Raw genomic sequence first — 18216 nt, 5'->3', positions numbered from 1 at the left:
ATGGCGAACCTCTTCGCGGGCCCGGCGGACCTGCACCTGCACTCCAACCATTCCGATGGCACGGAGTCACCCGCCGAGGTGGTGCGACAGGCGCACGCGCACGGGGTCCGCACCGTCGCGCTCACCGATCACGACCGCACGACGGGCTGGGCGGAGGCCGGGGACGCCGCGGCCGCGCTCGGCGTGACCTTCATCCCAGGGATGGAGCTGTCCGCGAAGCACGAATGGCGCAGCGTCCACGTGCTCGGCTACCTCTTCGATCCGCTCGACGAGGCGCTCCGGGCGGAGACCGACAGGATCCGCGACGACCGGGTGGGGAGGGCGGAGCGCATCGTCCGCAGCATCGGCCGGGACTACGACCTGCTCTGGGAGCACGTGCTCGAGCAGACCACCCTCGACGCCACCGTCGGGCGCCCGCACATCGCCGACGCCCTCGTCGCGAGAGGCATCGTGCGCGACCGGACCGAGGCCTTCGACGGCATCCTGCACCCGCGCGAGGGCTATTACGAGCCGCACTACGCTCCCGATCCGCTCACCGCGGTGCGTCTGATCACGGAAGCCGGGGGAGTGGCGATCATCGCGCACCCGGCGACGTCCGGGCGCGACCGGATGATGCCGGTCCCCTTCATCGAGAAGCTGATCGCCGCCGGTCTCGGAGGCTTCGAGATCGACCACCGTGAGAACACGGCGGCCGGCAAGCGGACGCTGCGCGAGATCGCCGCCGCGCACGACCTCATCGTCACCGGCTCCAGCGACTACCACGGCACCGGGAAGCCCAACCGTCCCGGTGAGAACACCACGTCCGAGGAGATGGTCGCCCGACTGATCGCCCGAGGCACCGGCACCCCGCCCCGCTATCCCTGACGCACGGCGTTCTGTCGGGAACCTCCCTGCGGACTGTCGATCAGGCCGGATACCGTTCCCGGCATGCAGCGTGCCACAACCCTCGAGCAGCGCATCGATGCGGCAGCTCACCGCATCCTCCGTGAGGCCCCCGCAGACGGCGTGCGCGCCGGTCTCGTCGAAGCTGCCGTGTTCATGCTCAAGCAGGCATGGGCGTGCGTCTTCGGAGCGGCGCTCCTCGTCGTCATCGTCGCCGCACGGCTGTGGTATCCGGACGACGCCGCCCTCGCGCGCAACGACGCGCTGACGCTCGCGGCCGTGCTGATCCAGGTCGCGATGCTCGTGTTCCGGCTGGAGACCGGCCGCGAGGTCTGGGTGATCGTCCTGTTCCACATCGCCGGGACCGCCATGGAGCTGTTCAAGACCGATGCCGGCTCCTGGGCGTACGCCGCGGACGGCGTTCTCCGCCTCGGCGCGGTGCCCCTCTTCAGCGGGTTCATGTACGCGGCCGTCGGCTCGTACATGGTGCGCGTGCACCGGCTGTTCGACCTCGGCTTCGTCCGCTACCCACGACGCTGGCTCACCACGGCGCTCGCCGCGGCGATCTACGCGAACTTCTTCACCCACCACTTCTGGTGGGACGCGCGCTGGGTGCTCCTCGCCGCCGTCGTCCTGCTCTGGCTGCCGACAGTGATGCATGCGCGCGTGTGGCGCCGCACCCTGAGGCTGCCGCTGCTCGCCGTGTTCGCCGGCGTCGCCGTGTTCATCTACGCCGCGGAGAACATCGGCACCTGGTCCGGCGCCTGGGTCTATCCCGACCAGGTCGCGGCCTGGCAGCCGGTGTCTCCGAGCAAGGTCAGCTCCTGGTTCCTGCTGATGATCATCTCGGTCGTGATGGTCACGTGGGTGTATCCGCCGCAGCGCCCTGCCGGCCGCGTGCGGACGGCAGAGGGGGCGGATGCCGCAGCTGCAGCATCCGCCCCCTCTGCGGTGTCTCAGGCTCCGGCGACCGGAGCCGCCCCTGCCCCGCCGGACCCGCCGCGACGGCGACGGCGACGACGTGCCGGAGCCGGCTTGCCGTCGTGATGCTCCTTGCCGGCTCCGTCGTGGGTGCCGGCTCCCTCGGCGCCGCGGTCTGCGGCCGGTGCCGTGTGCGCGTCGGAGGAGGTCGTCTCCTGCGCGCCGTCGGCGAACGTCGAGCCGACCGGGTTCGCGCCGCCGCGGCGACGGCGACGGCGACGGGTGCCGCCCTCGGAGGTGCCCTCGGCGGCAGCATCCGCAGCCCGCTCAGGACGCGGGGCGCGTGCCGGCTTCTCGGCCTTCGGCGCGGAGACGAGACGACCCTTGGTGCCCTCGGGGATGTTCAGGTCCTCGTACAGGTGCGGGCTCGAGGAGTAGGTCTCCGTCGGCTCCGGCTGCCCGAACTCGAGCGCGCGGTTGATGAGGGCCCACTTGTGCAGGTCCTCCCAGTCGACGAACGTCACCGCGATGCCGGTCTTGCCGGCGCGGCCGGTGCGGCCGGCGCGGTGCAGGTACGTCTTCTCCTCATCGGGGATGGTGTGGTTGATGACGTGCGTGACGTCGTCCACGTCGATGCCGCGAGCGGCGACGTCGGTCGCGACGAGCACGTCGCGCTTGCCGGCCTTGAACGCGGCCATGGAGCGCTCGCGCTGGTCCTGGCCCATGTCGCCGTGCACGCCGCCCACGTTGAAGCCGCGGTCGCTGAGCTCGTCGACGAGACGCTGCGCAGCGCGCTTCGTCCGCGTGAAGATCACGGTCTTGCCGCGGCCCTCGGCCTGCAGGATGCGGGCGATGACCTCGTCCTTGTCGAGGGAGTGCGCGCGGTAGACGACGTGCTTGATGTTCGCCTGGGTGAGGCCCTCGTCGGGGTCGTTCGCCCGGATGTGGATCGGGTTCGTCATGAACCGGCGCGCGAGGGCGACGATCGGCCCCGGCATCGTCGCCGAGAACAGCTGCGTGTGCCGGACCGGCGGGACCTTCTGGAAGATCTTCTCGATGTCGGCGAGGAAGCCGAGGTCGAGCATCTTGTCCGCCTCGTCGAGCACGACCTCGGCCGCGTGCGAGAGGTCGAGCAGGCGCTGGTTCGCCAGGTCGATGAGACGACCGGGAGTGCCCACGACGATCTGCGCGCCGGCCTTGAGCTGGTCGATCTGACCCTCGTAGGCCTTGCCGCCGTAGATCGCGACGACGCTCGTCGAGCGGTTGCTGGTCAGCAGGTCGATGTCCTCGTACACCTGCACCGCGAGCTCGCGGGTCGGCACGACGATGAGCGCCTTGACGCCGGGCTCCGGGTCCTGCCCGAGCCGCTGCACGACGGGGATGCCGAAGCCGAAGGTCTTGCCGGTGCCCGTCTTGGCCTGACCGATGATGTCCTGGCCGGGAAGGCCCAGGGGGATGGTCTGCTCCTGGATGGGGAAGGCGTCGACGATCCCCTTGGAGGCGAGTGCGTCGACGATGTCCTGATCGATTCCGAGATCAGCGAAAGTTGTCACTTGTTCAATTTGCCTGTCCGGCGACCATGCGAAGGCCGCCACGTTCACGTGTCCACGCCTTCTCATGTGCCACAGGCGCGGGCCCCGCTCCGACGGCGGGGACAGCACCAGCCTACCCGAGGGGGTGCGCGCACCCGGAAGAGCGGCTTCGCCCGAGTATTGTGAACGTCGTGGTGAACTGGTTCTGGAAGCGGCGGACCCCGAGGCGCACGCTCACGCTGCGCAGTCGCGGGGAGCAGAGCGGTGCGACCCGCGTCGACTTCGCCGAGCTCGCCCCCGAGCTGAACCGCTTCCTGGGCCAGGCGGCCTACCTTCAGCTGGGTTACTTCGAGACCCTCACGCGGCTCATCCGCGCCACCCCGGAGCTCGCCGAGAAGGAGTCGCTGTCCCGGGCGGCGGGCGCCGCGCTGACGAAGCACCGGGCGATCGTCGACCTCATCGCCGAGCGCGGCGACGACCCGACCCAGCTCATGCTCCCGTTCCGCGAGAACCTCGACGCGTTCCGGCGCAAGACGATCGGGGCACGGCCGCGGGAGACGCTCCTCGCCGTGTACATCACGGCCGGGATGCTGGACGACTTCTACCTTGCGCTCGCCGGCAGCTACGGCGACACCGGCGCCAGGGTCGTCGAGATCCTCAGCGAGGACGACGCGCGCCAGGAGATCGTCGCGATCATGCAGGAGACGATCGAGAGCGACGGGGAGTGGCGCTCGCTGCTGTCGATGTGGGCGCGCCGGCTCGTCGGCGACACCATCCTCGTGTGCCGCTCGGCGCTGCGCCCCGAGCGGCTGGCCGCGATGGACGACGAGCGCATCGAACCGGTGTACACCGAGCTGATGGGCGCCCACGCCCGCCGCATGGACGCGATGGGACTCGCCTCCTAGGCGGACGGCCTCCTCGCCTCTGCGCTCAGCCACCGTGTCCTGACCGGGGATCTATCTGCTTCTGTCCCCGGGGCGGTGCGAAACGTCGGACTTTCCGCGCGACACGCCGTGGGAGAAGACCGCGACACGGCGTGTCGCCGTCGCGCTCCTACTTTTCGCGCAGGCGACGTCCGATCTCACGCAGGTGAGGTGGTCAACCGCACGCCGGTCGGGCCGCCGGCGGTTCCGACCGGCGCATCAGACGCGATGCAACAGGCCCGTGCTCAGATGCCGAGCGCGGCCCTGGCGGCGGCATCCGATCGGCGACGGGACGCTACGAGCGCGACGGTCGCGACGGAGGCGAGGACCACGGCCCCGAGCACGCTCGCGAGCCACAGCCAGATGCTGCCCTCGCCGACGCCCGCCCACTGCATCGCCGTGTAGACGACAGCGGCGATCGCGGTGGCGATCGCGGGCGTGACGGCGACGCCGCGCAGCTCGCGGCCGCCGATGAGGAAGTGGGCGGCGATGCCGAGGGCGCACGCGCCGATCAGCGCGAGAAGGATGTACATCCCGGACTCAGGCGACGAAGCCGACCCGGCGCGACTCCTCGGTGCCCAGCTCGATGTAGGCGAGGTTCGCGGTGGGGACGAGGTAGGAGTTGCCCTTCACATCGGCGAAGCTCAGGTGCGCGGTGCTCTGCTCGAGGGCGGCCGTGACCTGGCTGCGGACCTCGTCAGCGCTCGCTGCGGTCTCGAAGCTCAGCTCGCGGCCGGTGTTGATGATGCCGATGCGGATTTCCACGCGTGCTCCCTTTGATGCGGTGCGACCGTGAAGGTCGGGACTCGCCCAACTCTACCCCCGGGCCGCGCGGCGGGATCGGCGCACGGGACCGGTTTCGCCGTGAGCGCACACCGGGGCATCGCGCTCCCGGGGGAGGATGTCCGCGTGCCCCAGTAGCGTGGATGACATGACAGAGGATGCCGCGCAGCGAGCCGTCGTCGGCGCCGCCGTCGACGCATCCGGAGTGATCATCGGCGCACCGGGGACGGGCAAGACCCGCGCGCTCATCGACAGGGTCGTGCACCTGCTCGACGCCGGCGGGCTCCGCCCTGAGGAGGTGCTGGTGCTGACGCCGAGCCGTCAGGCGGCCACCGCCCTGCGCGACCGCATCGGCGTGCGGATCGGCCAGGCGACGCCGGGTCCGCTCGCGCGGTCGCTGGGCTCCTTCGCGTTCCAGCTGGTCCGCGGTGCGATGGTGCGGGAGGGAGAGGAGCCCCCGGCCCTGCTCACCGGCGCCGATCAGGACCGGCTCATCGCCGAGCTGCTCGCCGGGGACGCCGAGGACGGCCGGATCGGCTGGCCGGACGCGCTCAGCGCGTCGGTGCGGGCGTCGAAGGGCTTCCGCTCGGAGCTGCGCGCGTTCATCGCGGAGTGCGCCGAGCTGGGAGCGCGGCCGGCCGAGCTGCGCGCCACCGGCGATGAGGTCTGGGCGGCCGTCGCCGACTTCATGGACGACTATCGCGCCGTGCTCGACCAGGCGCGCGCCGCCCATCGCGACGCAGCCGACCTCCTCGCCGAGGCGTGCGGCATCCTGCAGACCGCCGACGCCGCCGGTCTCGGTCCGCTGGCCGCGCTGCGCGTCGTTCTCATCGACGACGCGCAGGAGCTCACCCGCGGCGGCGTCGCAGTGGCGCAGGCCCTCCGCGGCAGGGGGGCGGCCGTGCTCGCCTTCGGTGATCCCGACATCTCCTCCGGCGCCTTCCGCGGTGCGAGTCCCGAGCTGTTCGCGCAGCTCGCCGGTGCGCTCGGCGACGTCCACGTGCTGGATGCGCCGCATCGCCAGGCGCCGCCGCTGACCGCGCTCACCCGCACAGTGACGCAGGCGATCGGCGTCTCCGGCCGCGTGGAGCACCGTCGACCGCCCGCCCCCGCGGAGCCTGCGGACACCGCCGACGCCGTGCTCACGACGTTCATCGCGCCCTCGCCGCACGAGGAGCTCGACCGCATCGCCGGCGTCATGCGGGACTGGCACCTCCGCGCCGACGTCCCGTGGGACCGGATGGCCGTCATCGCGCACGACACGCGCCAGGTCACGCAGCTCGAGACGGAGCTCGCGGCGAGGGAGATCCCGACCAGGGCAGCCGGCGTGCAGCGCCCCCTCGGCAGCGAGACGATCGTGCGCGACATCGTCGGCATCGTCCGGCTGGCGCTGACCCCGGCCGAGGAGCGCACGCCGCAGGAGCTCGAGGAGGCGCTGCGCACACCGTTCGGCGGGATGGACGCCATCGGCCTGCGGCGCCTCCGCGCCCGGCTGCGGCACATCGAGCTCGAGCAGGGCGGTTCGACGCCTGCGAGGGAGCTGCTGCGGCAGGCGTTCGCCGCGCCCGCCCACTTCACGCTCATCGACGCCCCCGAGTCCCGCACCGCGGCGCGGTTCGCCGAGACGGTCGCGGCGGTGAGCCTCGCCGCCGCGCAGGGCGAGACGATCCACGACCTGCTCTGGCGCGTCTGGGAGCAGGCGCGAGCGGTCGACGGCCGCCGTCTCGAGGTCGCCTGGCGGGAGATGGCGCTGCAGGCGACGGGAGCCGAGACGGCCCGCGCCCTCGACGCCCTCGTCTCCCTGTTCGGCGCCGCCAAGAGGTTCGTCGAGCGCACCCCGAACGAGAAGCCCGAGATCTTCGTGCGCGACATCCTCGACAGCGAGGTCCCCGAGGACTCCCTCTCCAGCCCGGATCGCCCCGGCCGGGTCACCCTGCTGACCCCCGCGACCGCTCTCGGCACGGAGTTCGACGCGGTCGTCGTCGCCGGGGTGCAGGACGGCATCTGGCCGAACGTGCGACTGCGGGGAGGGATGCTGCAGACCTGGCGCCTCGCCGACGCGCTCGCCGCGGCCCGCACCGGTGCGGTCGCCGAGCCGCCGGGAGCTTTGGACCGGAGGCGCGCCGCGCTGCACGACGAGCTCCGGCTCTTCGTCCGCGCCGTGTCCCGGCCACGACGGCGGCTGCTCATCACCGCGGTCGACGATGACGACATGACGCCGAGCCCCTTCTTCGGATTCCTGCCCGCGCCGGAGCCGCCGGAGCTGCATGCCTCGGCCGAGCATCCGCTCACGCTGCGCGGCCTCGTGGCCCGGCATCGTCGCGTGCTCACGACCTCTTCCTCCGCGGACGCCAGGGCGGAGGCGGCCGCACAGCTGGCCGTCCTCGCGAGGGAGGGCGTACCCGGCGCAGACCCGGCTGACTGGTACGGAGTGCGTCCGCCCTCCACCGGCGCCCCGCTGCGCGACCTCGCCGTCGACGGTGCGAGGGTGTCGCCGTCGAAGATGGAGTCCTTCGAGGAGTGCGGCGTCAACTGGGTGGTCTCGGCACTCGGCGGCGACACCGTGATGCCGCCGACCGCGGGCATCGGCACGATCGTGCACGAGGCGATGGAGAAGGTGCCGGACGGCGACCTCGAGCGGATGCGCGCGATCGTCGACGAGCACTGGCCCGAGCTCGACTTCGAGACGGAGTGGATCGGCAGGAAGGAGCGACGGCGCGCGGACACCTACGTCGACCGGCTGCATTCCTACCTGGGCGCTGTGCGGCGAGACGGCGGCCGGGTGATCGCCAGCGAGGTGGAGTTCCGCTTCGCCGTGGACGTCTCCGACGCGCCCGCGGCGCACCCCGTCGGAGAGGATCGCGCGGGCCAGGCGATCATCCACGGCTTCATCGATCGCGTCGAACAGTACCCGCCGGGGAGCGGCGATCATCCGGAGTCGCGCGGCGCACGCAGCGGCTGGCGCCCGATCGATGCTGCGGCATCGGACGGCCGCACCGTCATCGTCGACCTGAAGACGGGCAAGAGCGAACCGGTGGGGGAGGCGAAGGTGGCAGAGCACGCTCAGCTCGCGGCGTATCAGATCGCCGTCCAGCAGGGGCTCATCGAGGGGGCGCCCGCCGAGTCGCTCACCGGCGCGCGTCTGGTGGTCGTGTCGCAGACGCTCGCCAAGAGCGACTACCGGATCGCCCACCAGCACACCCTCGACGACGAGGCCCGCGACTCCTTCCTGCGCCGGGTGGCCGAGGCCGCCCGCGGCATGTCGGCCTCGAGCTTCACGGCGCAGGTCGAGTCCCACTGCAGCGACACCCAGGCAGGCCGCGTGAAGCCGTGCCGGATCCACACCATCCCGGCGGTGAGCGCATGCGGTGCGCTGAGCGACCGGAGGGAGACGAAGTGAGCCTGGCCGCAGCGACCCTCGAGGACGTCGCCGCAGGCGATCGCTGGCCGGGGACGCTCGGCATCTCGGCCACCGATGTCGCGGCGGCGCTCGGGCAGCCGATGCCGACCCCCGCCCAGCAGCGCGTGATCGAGGCGCCGCCCTCGCCGGCGCTCGTCGTGGCCGGCGCCGGCAGCGGCAAGACCGAGACGATGTCGGGCCGGGTGGTGTGGCTCGTCGCGAACGGCCACGTGCGCCGCGAGGAGATCCTCGGTCTCACCTTCACCCGCAAGGCGGCGGGCGAGCTCGCGGAGCGCATCGGAGCCAGACTCGCTCTCATCGACGAGTACGGCCGTCGCGGTCTGCTCCCGCACCTGCCCGAGATCGTCGCGACGGGTGCCCTCCGGCGCGTCGACGAGACCTCCTCGTCGCGGCAGCGGGAACTCGTGCGCCGGCACGTGCTCGACGAGCTCGCCGCACGGTACGGCACAGGCTGGGACCCGGCCGCTCCGCGGCCTGCCGAGGAGCTGATGATCCGCCCCCGGGTGTCGACGTACAACGCGTTCGCGGACGGCATCGTGCGCGAGCACGCCGCGCGCATCGGGCGGGAGTCGGATGTCGCGATGCTCAGTCAGGCGGCATCCTGGATGCTCGCCAGGGAGGTCGTGCTCAGAGCCGACCTGCCGGAGCTGGAGGAGATCGACTATTCGGTGCCGTACGTCGTCGACGCGGTGCAGCGGCTGGCCGGCGAGGCGCTCGATCATCGCGTCGATCTCGATGAGGCCGTGCGTCTCGCGAGTGCGCAGGCTCTGGCCTTCGAGCCGTACCGGAGCAACGACACGATCGACAAGGCGGCGGCCAACCTGCTCAGCCTGTCGACCCTCGCACGGCTGGTGCGCGACTACATCGCCGAGAAGGAGCGCCGGGGCGTGCTCGACTTCGCGGATCAGGTGAGCGGCGCGTACGACATCGTCGAGACCGCGCCCGACGTGCGCGCAGAGCTCCGCGAGCAGCACAGGGTCGTCCTCCTCGACGAGTACCAGGACACCTCGGTGATCCAGACGCGCTTCCTCGCCGAGCTGTTCCGCGACACCGCGGTGATGGCCGTCGGCGACCCGCACCAGTCCATCTACGGCTGGCGCGGAGCGAGCGCGGACAACCTGTACGCGTTCGCCGGGGCGTTCTCGCGCGGCCGTGACGCGCGCACGTACAGCCTGATGACGAGCTGGCGCAACGACCGGCGCATCCTCGACATCGCCAACGAGGTCCTGCGTCCGCTGCAGCGGCCGGGTCTCGACGTGCCTCCGCTCGAGGCTCGTCCCGGCGCCGGCGACGGCCGCGCCGAGGTGCGCTATGCGCACACGGTCGACGAGGAGGCCGAGTCCGTCGCGAGCTGGTTCGCGGAGCGTTCGGCGGAGCACGATGCGGCGGTGGCCGGGAGGCCGCACACGGGGGCGATCCTGTTCCGCTCGAAGAAGCACATGCAGACGTTCGCGGCCGCGCTCGCGGCCCGGGGCATCCCGCACCGCATCCTCGGTCTCGGCGGCCTGCTGAGTACGCCCGAGGTCGTGGACGTCGTGTCCACGCTTCGCGTCGTGCACGACCCCACCGCGGGCTCGGCCCTGATCCGCCTGCTCACCGGGCCCCGGTTCGGGGTGGGCGTCGCGGACATGGCGGCCCTCTACGACCTCGGCCGCCGGCTCTCCGAATCGGACCCCGGGATGGGGCCGCTGCCGGAGGAGGTCCGCGTGCGCCTGCGCGGCTCGCGGGGCGCCGACGAGGCGGTCTCCATCATCGACGCCGTGGACGTGGTGCGGGGCGTCCCCGACGACTACCGGGTGCTGGAGGCCATCAGCCCCGAGGGACGGAGTCGCATCCGCGCGGCGGGGGAGATGCTGGAGCGGCTGCGCCGGGCGTCGTCGCAGCCGATCCCGGAACTGATCCGTCTCATCGAGCTGGAGCTGCGCCTGGACATCGAGCTCGCCGCGAACGAGACCCGCGGACCTGCGCGCATCGCCGCCACCCAGCTGCGCGCGTTCGCCGACGAGGTGCGCGCCTTCCTCAGCGCCGACGAGCGCGGCACGATCGGAAGCCTGCTGGCCTGGCTGGACAAGGCGGAGAGCACGGACGAGCTGATGCCGCGCCCGGAGCCGCCCGAGCCCGGCGTCGTGCAGCTGCTGACGATCCACGGATCGAAGGGCCTGGAGTGGGATGCGGTGGCGGTCGTGCGCCTGGTCGCCGACGAGCTCCCGAGCCGCCCCACCGACACCTCCGGCTGGTTCGGGTTCGGCGTCGTGCCGTTCGAGCTCCGCGGCGACCGCGCCGCCCTTCCGCGCTTCACCTGGGATCCTCTCGAGGCGGTCGCCGGCGAGAGCGATCCCGCGAAGAGGCTCAAGGCGGGAGTCGCCTCGCTCACCAGCGCGAGTGCAAGCGCGCCTGGGGCCATCACCGTGTTCAAGGCCGCCTACCGGGACTATCAGCAGCAGGAGGAGCGCCGTCTCGCCTACGTGGCCGTCACCCGGGCCCGCACCGACCTGCTCCTGAGCGGCGCGCACTGGGCGGGGCAGAAGAAGCCTCGGGACCCGAGTCCCTATCTCCTCGAGGCGATGGAGGTGCTCGGCGCCGATCCCATCGACCCCGTCGACCCCGAGGAGAACCCGTACGACGGGCCGGGGGCGACGCTCACCTGGCCGCTCGACCCGCTGGGCGCCCGCCGGGGACTCGTCGAGGCCGCCGCGGACGCGGTGCGCGCGGCCGCCTCGACGAACCCGCAGCCGACGGAGGAGCTGTCCCGGCTGCTCGCCGAGCGCGCCGCGCGACTGCGCGGAACGGACGCCGCTCCGCCCACGCGCGTGCCCGCCTCCCGGTTCAAGGACTACGTGACGGACTTCGGCGGGACGATCTCCTCGATCGTGCGTCCGATGCCGGAGCGGCCGTACCGGCAGACCCGCCTGGGGACGCTCTTCCACGCCTGGGTGGAGCGGCGCAGCGAGCTCGTCGGCGTCGGGACCCGCGTGGACGAGGCGCTGTGGGAGCTCGACGAGGACGATGCGGCGGCCGCCGACGTGTCTGCCGTCGACGCTGCGGACCTGGCCCTGCTCCAGGAAATCTTCGAACGCAGCGAGTGGGGAGCGCGCAGGCCGATCGCGGTCGAGATCGAGATCGACTTCGCGCTCGGCGGGGCCGGCGATGAGGGGCACATCGTCATCTGCAAGCTCGACGCGGTGTACCGCCGGGAGGACAGGGGCGGGCGCATCGAGATCGTCGACTGGAAGACCGGCAGGGCCCCTCGCACCGCGGCCGAGCGCGAGGAGCGGATGCTGCAGCTCGCCCTCTACCGTCTCGCCTACCATCGGCGCTTCGGAGTGCCGCTCGAGGAGATCGACGTGGCGCTGTACTACGTCGCGGACGACCTCGTGATCCGCGGTGACCGGGTCTACTCGGAGGAGGAGCTCTTCCAGCGCTGGAGTGCGGCGCGCGCCGCCCGCTGAGCCTCGTCCTCCGGGGCGTCCTCGGGGTGCTCGTCCGCGGGCAGCGCCGAGACGGCGCCATGGTCGGCGGTCTCCGTGTGCGCGTCGCGGAGTGCGGTGAGGTCCTCGGTCTCGAGGCTGCCGACCTCGGCCCGGTACGCGTCGTCGTCCGAGGACCCGGCCTCCGCCTCGTCGTCCCGCCAGAGCTGGCTCGGGTTGTACGCGTCGGTCTGCATGGAGGTGTCGATTCCGGAGACGGCCTCGGCCGGCACCCGGTCGAGTGCGTCCATCGCGGAGTCCACGCCCTCGCTGCGCGCGGCGATGACGGTGAGGTCGTCGGAGCGCAGCCCGTCGGCGAGCGCCTCGAGCAGGCCGGCCGCGTCGTCGACGATGTCAGGACGGCGCAGCGAGTCGCCGTGGACCAGCCAGCGCGCGAACTCCAGCTCGGCGAGGAGCCGGGCGCGCACCTCGAGCGCGGCATCCGGGACGCGGTCGGCGGCGCGCGCATAGGCGGCGCGCACGTCTGCGGCCGCATCGGGGGCGGTGGACAGCCAGGAGAGATCCACGGCGGGGTCCCCGACCGAGAGCGAATGCCAGCCGACGAGTCCGGTGACCTCGGGTCCTCGCTCGGGATCGTCGGCGAAGAGGAACGACGTCGCCTGGACGCCCCCCAGCACGACCGTGGACTCGAAGCGCCACAGGTCGTCGTCGGCGGCGGCCTCGCGCCAGCGGACGGTGAGACGCGCCGGCACGCGCCCGGTGGCCGCGGCGGTGTCGACGAGGCGGGAGATCTCGTCGCGGCTCTCCTGGGCGGTGCGGCTGAGCAGCCCGGCGCTGCGGACCACCGAGGTCGGGAGCGCGTGCACGGCGGCGATCGCGGCACCCATCGACTCTGCGGCGCCGGGGCCGGCCGGGACGAGTCCGGGCTCGATCTGGAAGCCGGGCAGCAACTCGGTGACGAGGGCCCTGGCATCGCCGAGGCGGGTCTCGCCGATGTACTCCGGGGCGCGGAAGGGGAGCATGGCGCGGGCGCCGGCGGTCAGCGCGCGCAGCGCGATCGACTCGGCCGCGAGCTCCCTCGCCGTCTCGTCATCGTCGGCGACGCGGATCGCGAGCTCCCTGCCGTCGGCGAGGGTGGCCACGGCGGAGTCGAACCGTGCGTCTCCGCCGGCGGTCAGCGCACGGGCGCCCGTCACGTCCGCCCCCGGCAGTGCGGCCGTCACGGCCGCGGCTAGAGTGAAAGGAGAGCGTCCCATACCCCCAGGGTAGGTCGGCTCAGGGGCGGTCCCGCCTCCGCCACGCCCGTGAGAGAGGGAGTCGATGACCATTCCGCGCACGTCGTTCGACCGTGCCGCCGCACTGCGCGAGGAGCCCGGCGTCATCGACCGGCTCCGCGCCGAGTCGTCCACGAGGGCCGTCGCGGTCCGCGAGGGGCGCGTGCGGGTGGCCGGTGACTTGCTGGTGCGGGTGGAGGCGTCGGAGATCTCCGAGGCGACCTGGGCGCTGCTCGGGCGAGACGAGGACGGCACGGCCGTGCTGCTCGCGGCTCTCGCGCCGGAGGCCGGCAGCATCGATGCCGCACCGGACGAGACCTGGCTGGGACTCCGCGACATCGGCGCGCGCCTCGGACCCGCGGATGCCGAACTGGTCGTGGAGGCTCTCGCGCTGGGCGGTTGGCTGCGCGACGCGCCGTTCTGCCCCGCATGCGGCGGGGGCACCGAGCTGCGGCAGGCCGGCTGGTCGCGACGCTGCCTGTCCTGCGGCCGCGAGCACTTCCCGCGCACCGATCCGGCGGTCATCGTCGCCGTCGAGAGCGCGGACGGCGAGCGGCTGCTGCTCGGCGCGAACGCCAACTGGGGCGGCAGGATGTACTCCTGCTTCGCAGGCTTCACCGAGGCAGGGGAGTCGCTGGAGTCGACCGTCCACCGCGAGATCGAGGAGGAGGCCGGCGTGCGGCTCGTCGACGTGCGCTACGTGGCGTCGCAGCCGTGGCCCTTCCCGCGCTCCCTGATGATCGGCTTCCGAGCGGTCGCCCTCGACGAGCGCGAGGCGCAGGCCGACGGCGAGGAGATCCTCGACGTGCGCTGGTTCACCCGCGCCGAGATCGGCACGGCGCTCGCCGGCGACGGCCCGGTGGGGCTGCCCGGACCGGCGTCCATCGCCCGCGCCCTGATCTCCGCCTGGTACGAGGAGCAGAAGGCATACGCCGTGCCGATCGAGCGAAGCGAGACGATGTGAGCGCCCTGGAGGCGCTCGACGAACGGCAGCGGGAGGCGGCGACCGTGCTCCGCGGTCCGGTCGCCGTGCTGGCCGGCGCGGGCACCGGCAAGACCCGGGTGATCACGCATCGGATCGCCCACGGCGTCGACACCGGCGCCTACTCGCCGTCTCGCGTGATGGCCGTGACCTTCACGGCGAAGGCGGCGGGGGAGCTGCGCGGTCGTCTTCGCGCCCTCGGCGTCGAGGGGGTCGCCGCGCGCACCTTCCATGCCGCGGCGCTCGCGCAGCTGAACTTCTTCTGGCCCACCCTCGCCGGGGCGCCTGCCCCGTCGATCATCGACAACAAGGTGCGGATGCTGGGGCAGGCCGCCGACGCCATGCGGCTGCGGCCGAGCACGGCGACGCTGCGCGACATCGCCTCGGAGATCGAATGGCGCAAGGTCTCGATGCTGTCCATCGACCAGCATGCCGCTCTCGGACGCACCGTGACGGGCGTGGATCAGACGCAGCTCGCGGAGCTCCAGCGCGCCTACGAGGCGCTGAAGGACGAGCGGCATCAGCTCGACTTCGAAGACGTGCTGCTCGCCTGCGCCGGCATGCTCGAGGCGGAGCCCCGGGTCGCCGCCTCGGTCCACGAGCAGTATCGCCACTTCACCGTGGACGAGTTCCAGGACGTGTCGCCCCTGCAGAACCGCCTCCTCGAGCTGTGGCTCGGCGACCGCCGGGACATCTGCGTGGTCGGCGACGCCAGCCAGACGATCTACTCCTTCGCCGGCGCCGAGCAGCGGTTCCTGCTCGAGTTCGAGCGACGCTTCCCCGATGCCACGGTCGTGCGGCTGGAGACGAACTACCGCTCCCAGGCGCCGATCCTCGCCGCGGCGAACGCCCTGATGCGCGGCAGGCCGGGGGCGCTCGAGCTGGTGCCCGCGCGCGAGACCTTCACCGCGGATGCCCCCACCGTGACCGCCTACTACACCGAGCGCGAGGAGGCCGAGGGCATCGCCGCGTCGGTCTCGGCGCGCATCGAGGCCGGCGCCTCACCCGCGGACATCGCCGTGCTCTACCGGGCGCACGCGCAGTCGGCGGTGCTGCAGCAGGCGCTCGCCGCGGAGGGCATCGCCACCTCGGTCCTCGGCGGCACCCGGTTCTTCGCGATGCCGGAGGTGCGTCAGGCGATCCTGGCTCTGCGCGCCGCCGCCGTCGCGCCCACAGAGCAGGGGTTCCTCCCGGGCGTCCAGCGGGTGCTGCGCGAGCTCGGTCTCACCGAGGAGCCGCCCGCCGCCGGAGGCGCCCAGCGCGACGGCTGGGAGGCCCGTCGCGCGATCCTCCGGCTGGCGGAGGAGGCCGGACCGCACGAGACGCTGCGCACCTTCAGCGACGCGCTGATGGCACGGGCGAAGGACCAGCACGAGCCGACCATGCGCACCGTGACGCTGTCCACCCTTCACGCCGCGAAGGGCCTCGAGTGGCCGCACGTGTATCTCGCGGGCTGGGCGGAAGGGGCGCTGCCGATCTCGTACGCGTCGGACTTCGAGGCGATCGACGAGGAACGGCGTCTCGCCTACGTCGGCGTCACGCGGGCCGCGCGAACGCTCGCACTCTCGTGGTCGCGCTCGGCCGGTCGAGGGGAACGGGCGCCGTCGCGCTTCCTCGCGGAGATGGGGACGACAGGTCGCGGCACCGGCATTCTGCGTGAAACGTCACCGAGCGCCACACGCGCTCGCCGTCCGCACTGACCTCGACCGACGCCCCTCCGGCATCCGGCTGACGCAGCAGGCGCGCGGCGAGCGTCGCCGCCTCACCGATGCGCGCCGCGCTGATGACGCCGGCGCCGCGCCCGACGAGCTGGGCATGCATCCGCGGCCAGGCGGGGTCGCGATCGCGCGCGTGGCCGTCGCGACAGCTGAGGCACGGCGACGCGCCGGGGAGGACGAGCGGGCCGACGGTGGTGCGACCCCGCTCGATCGCCACCGGCAGGTGCGGGACGTCCTCGCGCAGGTAGCGGGCGAGCTGCAGTGCGGCGGCGGCGCCCTCGACGAGGATCACCCCGACATGATCGGGCCGGCCGCGGTCTCCGCCGGGCACCCCCTCGTCTGCCAGCGCCTCCCGCATCCGGTACTCGCAGCGGGCGTCCGCGATGTCGATGCTCTCCACCCAGGCCGCCCGCGGGGCGACCGGGTCGTCTACCAGCCGGTCCTGGAGACGCGCCAGCAGCATCCGGGCCTCGTCCCGCGGCGCGCCGACGGCGTGGGCGACCACGTCGAACCCCGCCCGCCGGAATCCGGTCGCCATGCGCGTCAGCAGCGGCTCCACCCAGGGCTCGCCGACGTCGATGCGGAGGTCGCCGTCGTCGCCGAACTGGATCGTCCGCCCGTCGCGCCACAGCAGCGGAACGGCGGGGTCGAGGCGGGTGAGGGTCTTCGGAGTCAGGGGCGGCATGCCCCGATTCTGCGCATTCCGGCACCCGTGCGGGGGCCGGAACCGGGGTCCGTGGACAACTCCGTCCGGTCGCCGCGGTTGTGCAGGAACACTGCGGGACTGCCGTACGACGACCCCGGGGATCACACCGGACGGTCGCCGCCGGTGCCGCCGTCGTCGGCCGAGTCCTCGTCGCCGGAGGGCGAGTCCTCGTCGCCGGAGGCCGAGTCCTCGTCGGCCGCATCGCCGGAGGCGTCGTTCGCCTCGGCATCGCCGGAGAAGTCGTCGCCGTCGAGCAGGCGGGCCAGAGCCTCGTCGAACTCGTCGGCGACCGGCTGCTCGCCGCGGGCCACGGCCTGCAGACGGGCCACGAGCGCGGTGGGATCGTCGATGTCCTCCGCCGTCGGCATGAGATCGGGGTAGTCCCACAGCGCATCCCGTGCCGCCGTGCCGACGGCATCCGTCACCGCCTGCCACATCGCCGACGCCTCGCGGATGCGCCGCGGACGCAGCTTCAGGCCGACGAGCGCGCCCAGGGCGTCCTCCGCAGGCCCGCCCACCGCTCGGCGACGGCGCGCCGCCTCGGCGATGCGGGCGCCGTCGGGAAGCCGCGAGGTCGCCTGCGCCGTCACGACGTCGACCCAGCCGTCGATCGTCGCGACGAGGTTCTCCAGCCGGGCGAGCGCCTCGCGCTGCGCCTCGGTCTGCGCCGGGAGCAGCGCTCCGCCCTCGATCGCGGCCCGCAGCTCCTCGGGGTTCGAAGGGTCGAGCCGGCTCGCGACGTCCTCCAGCGCCTCGACGTCCACGGTCACGCCCCGGGCGAAGTCGGTGATCTGCGCCATCACGTGCAGATGCAGCCACTTCGCGTGCCGGTAGAGGCGGGCATAGGCGAGCTCGCGGGTCGCGAGGTAGAGGGCGATCTGGTCCTCCGGGATCTCCAGCCCCTCGCCGAACGCGGTGAGGTTCTGCGGGATGACCGCGGCTGTCCCTGCCGGGAGCACGGGGATGCCGACGTCGCCACCGGACACCACCTCGAGCGACAGGTTGCCGAGGACCTGGCCGAACTGGGCGGCGAACACCGAGCCGCCGAGGCCCCGCATGAGCTTGCCTGCGCCCTGGACGATGCTCCGCATCTCCTCGGGCACCTGGGTGTCCAGAGCGCTGGTGAGCGCGTCGGCGATGCTCGTCGACACCGGGCCCGCGATCTCCTTCCAGACCGGAAGGGTCGCCTCGACCCACTCGCCGCGGGTCATCGCCCTGGGGCTCTCGGCGAGGTCGGAGATGGTCGTCGCCTCGCCCAGCCACAGGTTCGCCAGCGCGAACGCGTCCACGAGCGAGGTGCGGGCGCCGTCCGAGATGCCGAGGCCGTCGCGGTTCGCGATGTGCAGGGCCTGCTTGAGGGCGTTCTCCCACGGGTCCGCGCCGAACGCGCCCTGGAGCTGCGCCATGAGCGTCTGCATCATGGCCGGGTCGATCTGGAAGCCCTCCATGCCGGAGAACGCGTTCCGGAGCGTCTCCGGATCGATGTCGCCGGCGCCCTGGCCGGGCAGCATCCGTCGGAGGAACTCCTGGAAGTCCTCGGGGTCGGGGGTGTTGTCTGCCATGGGATCGCCCTCTCAGCACGTCTGTAGCCGTGACATCTACGCTAGTCATCGAGACAGGCGTCGGACCCGGAGGCGAGCAGATCG

The 18216-nt window shown here is 72.7% G+C and carries 12 protein-coding genes; 7 read left to right on the top strand and 5 right to left on the bottom strand.

The features are described from left to right. Together G6G98_RS04920 and G6G98_RS04915 are read left to right on the top strand one after the other, a co-directional pair. Positions 1-864: a PHP domain-containing protein gene (locus tag G6G98_RS04920; RefSeq protein WP_164233462.1), complete on the top strand. Its 864-nt coding sequence runs from the start codon at positions 1-3 to the stop codon at positions 862-864. 63 nt (positions 865-927) lie between these two features. Further along, on the top strand, positions 928-1929 hold the full coding sequence (locus G6G98_RS04915; protein WP_164233464.1) for a DUF817 domain-containing protein: 1002 nt from the start codon (positions 928-930) through the stop codon (positions 1927-1929). On the opposite strand, the gene G6G98_RS04910 is transcribed toward G6G98_RS04915, so the two are convergent. Further along, positions 1839-3356: a DEAD/DEAH box helicase gene (locus G6G98_RS04910; protein ID WP_067350471.1), complete on the bottom strand. Its 1518-nt coding sequence runs from the start codon at positions 3354-3356 to the stop codon at positions 1839-1841. The genes G6G98_RS04915 and G6G98_RS04910 overlap by 91 nt on opposite strands. A 170-nt stretch (positions 3357-3526) precedes the next feature. Between G6G98_RS04910 and G6G98_RS04905 the strand changes: the two genes are divergently transcribed. Beyond that, the gene (locus G6G98_RS04905; RefSeq protein ID WP_067353531.1) at positions 3527-4240 is read left to right on the top strand and encodes a ferritin-like fold-containing protein; all 714 of its coding nucleotides are present in this window, start codon (positions 3527-3529) and stop codon (positions 4238-4240) included. 263 nt (positions 4241-4503) lie between these two features. Here G6G98_RS04905 and G6G98_RS04900 read toward each other — a convergent pair whose 3' ends face one another. Both G6G98_RS04900 and G6G98_RS04895 read right to left on the bottom strand, forming a co-directional pair. Further along, a complete protein-coding gene (locus tag G6G98_RS04900; RefSeq protein WP_067350475.1) occupies positions 4504-4791 on the bottom strand; it encodes a hypothetical protein in 288 nt (95 codons plus the stop codon). A gap of 7 nt (positions 4792-4798) precedes the next feature. After that, the gene (locus G6G98_RS04895; protein WP_067350480.1) at positions 4799-5023 is read right to left on the bottom strand and encodes a DUF3107 domain-containing protein; all 225 of its coding nucleotides are present in this window, start codon (positions 5021-5023) and stop codon (positions 4799-4801) included. A gap of 166 nt (positions 5024-5189) precedes the next feature. Between G6G98_RS04895 and G6G98_RS04890 the strand changes: the two genes are divergently transcribed. Together G6G98_RS04890 and G6G98_RS04885 are read left to right on the top strand one after the other, a co-directional pair. Continuing rightward, a complete protein-coding gene (locus tag G6G98_RS04890) occupies positions 5190-8441 on the top strand; it encodes an ATP-dependent helicase (RefSeq protein ID WP_164233466.1) in 3252 nt (1083 codons plus the stop codon). Between the two features lie 101 nt (positions 8442-8542). Beyond that, the gene (locus G6G98_RS04885; protein ID WP_166706074.1) at positions 8543-11911 is read left to right on the top strand and encodes an ATP-dependent DNA helicase; all 3369 of its coding nucleotides are present in this window, start codon (positions 8543-8545) and stop codon (positions 11909-11911) included. Here the strand turns inward: G6G98_RS04885 and G6G98_RS04880 are convergent. Next, positions 11857-13146: a phosphotransferase gene (locus G6G98_RS04880; protein WP_243842006.1), complete on the bottom strand. Its 1290-nt coding sequence runs from the start codon at positions 13144-13146 to the stop codon at positions 11857-11859. The genes G6G98_RS04885 and G6G98_RS04880 overlap by 55 nt on opposite strands. 64 nt (positions 13147-13210) lie before the next feature. On the opposite strand from G6G98_RS04880, the gene nudC reads away from it, so the two are divergent. Together nudC and G6G98_RS04870 are read left to right on the top strand one after the other, a co-directional pair. Next, positions 13211-14128: an NAD(+) diphosphatase gene (gene nudC, locus G6G98_RS04875; protein ID WP_164233470.1), complete on the top strand. Its 918-nt coding sequence runs from the start codon at positions 13211-13213 to the stop codon at positions 14126-14128. Next, positions 14125-15846 (top strand): ATP-dependent helicase, encoded by a 1722-nt coding sequence (locus G6G98_RS04870; protein ID WP_164233472.1) that lies wholly within the window; start codon positions 14125-14127, stop codon positions 15844-15846. The genes nudC and G6G98_RS04870 overlap by 4 nt, the downstream gene beginning before the upstream one ends. Positions 15847-16671: 825 nt before the next feature. Here the strand turns inward: G6G98_RS04870 and G6G98_RS04865 are convergent. Next, complete coding sequence (locus tag G6G98_RS04865) at positions 16672-18132, bottom strand: zinc-dependent metalloprotease (protein WP_164233474.1); 1461 nt, start codon at positions 18130-18132, stop codon at positions 16672-16674. Positions 18133-18216: the final 84 nt, after the last annotated feature.

The sequence above is a fragment of the Microbacterium hydrocarbonoxydans genome (genome assembly GCF_011752045.1).
In the GTDB taxonomy this organism is placed as follows: Bacteria; Actinomycetota; Actinomycetes; order Actinomycetales; family Microbacteriaceae; genus Microbacterium.
The sequence above is the reverse complement of the archived record's forward strand: the minus strand, read 5'-3'. Positions and strand labels throughout refer to the sequence as shown.

Excerpts from the sequence above, each read along its gene's own strand:
- G6G98_RS04920 (WP_164233462.1), top strand. The coding sequence starts at position 1 with ATGGCGAACCTCTTCGCGGGCCCGGCGGACCTGCACCTGCACTCCAAC.
- G6G98_RS04915 (WP_164233464.1), top strand. The coding sequence starts at position 928 with ATGCAGCGTGCCACAACCCTCGAGCAGCGCATCGATGCGGCAGCTCAC.
- G6G98_RS04900 (WP_067350475.1), bottom strand. The coding sequence starts at position 4,791 with ATGTACATCCTTCTCGCGCTGATCGGCGCGTGCGCCCTCGGCATCGCC.
- G6G98_RS04890 (WP_164233466.1), top strand. The coding sequence starts at position 5,190 with ATGACAGAGGATGCCGCGCAGCGAGCCGTCGTCGGCGCCGCCGTCGAC.
- G6G98_RS04885 (WP_166706074.1), top strand. The coding sequence starts at position 8,543 with ATGCCGACCCCCGCCCAGCAGCGCGTGATCGAGGCGCCGCCCTCGCCG.
- G6G98_RS04880 (WP_243842006.1), bottom strand. The coding sequence starts at position 13,146 with ATGGGACGCTCTCCTTTCACTCTAGCCGCGGCCGTGACGGCCGCACTG.
- nudC (WP_164233470.1), top strand. The coding sequence starts at position 13,211 with ATGACCATTCCGCGCACGTCGTTCGACCGTGCCGCCGCACTGCGCGAG.
- G6G98_RS04865 (WP_164233474.1), bottom strand. The coding sequence starts at position 18,132 with ATGGCAGACAACACCCCCGACCCCGAGGACTTCCAGGAGTTCCTCCGA.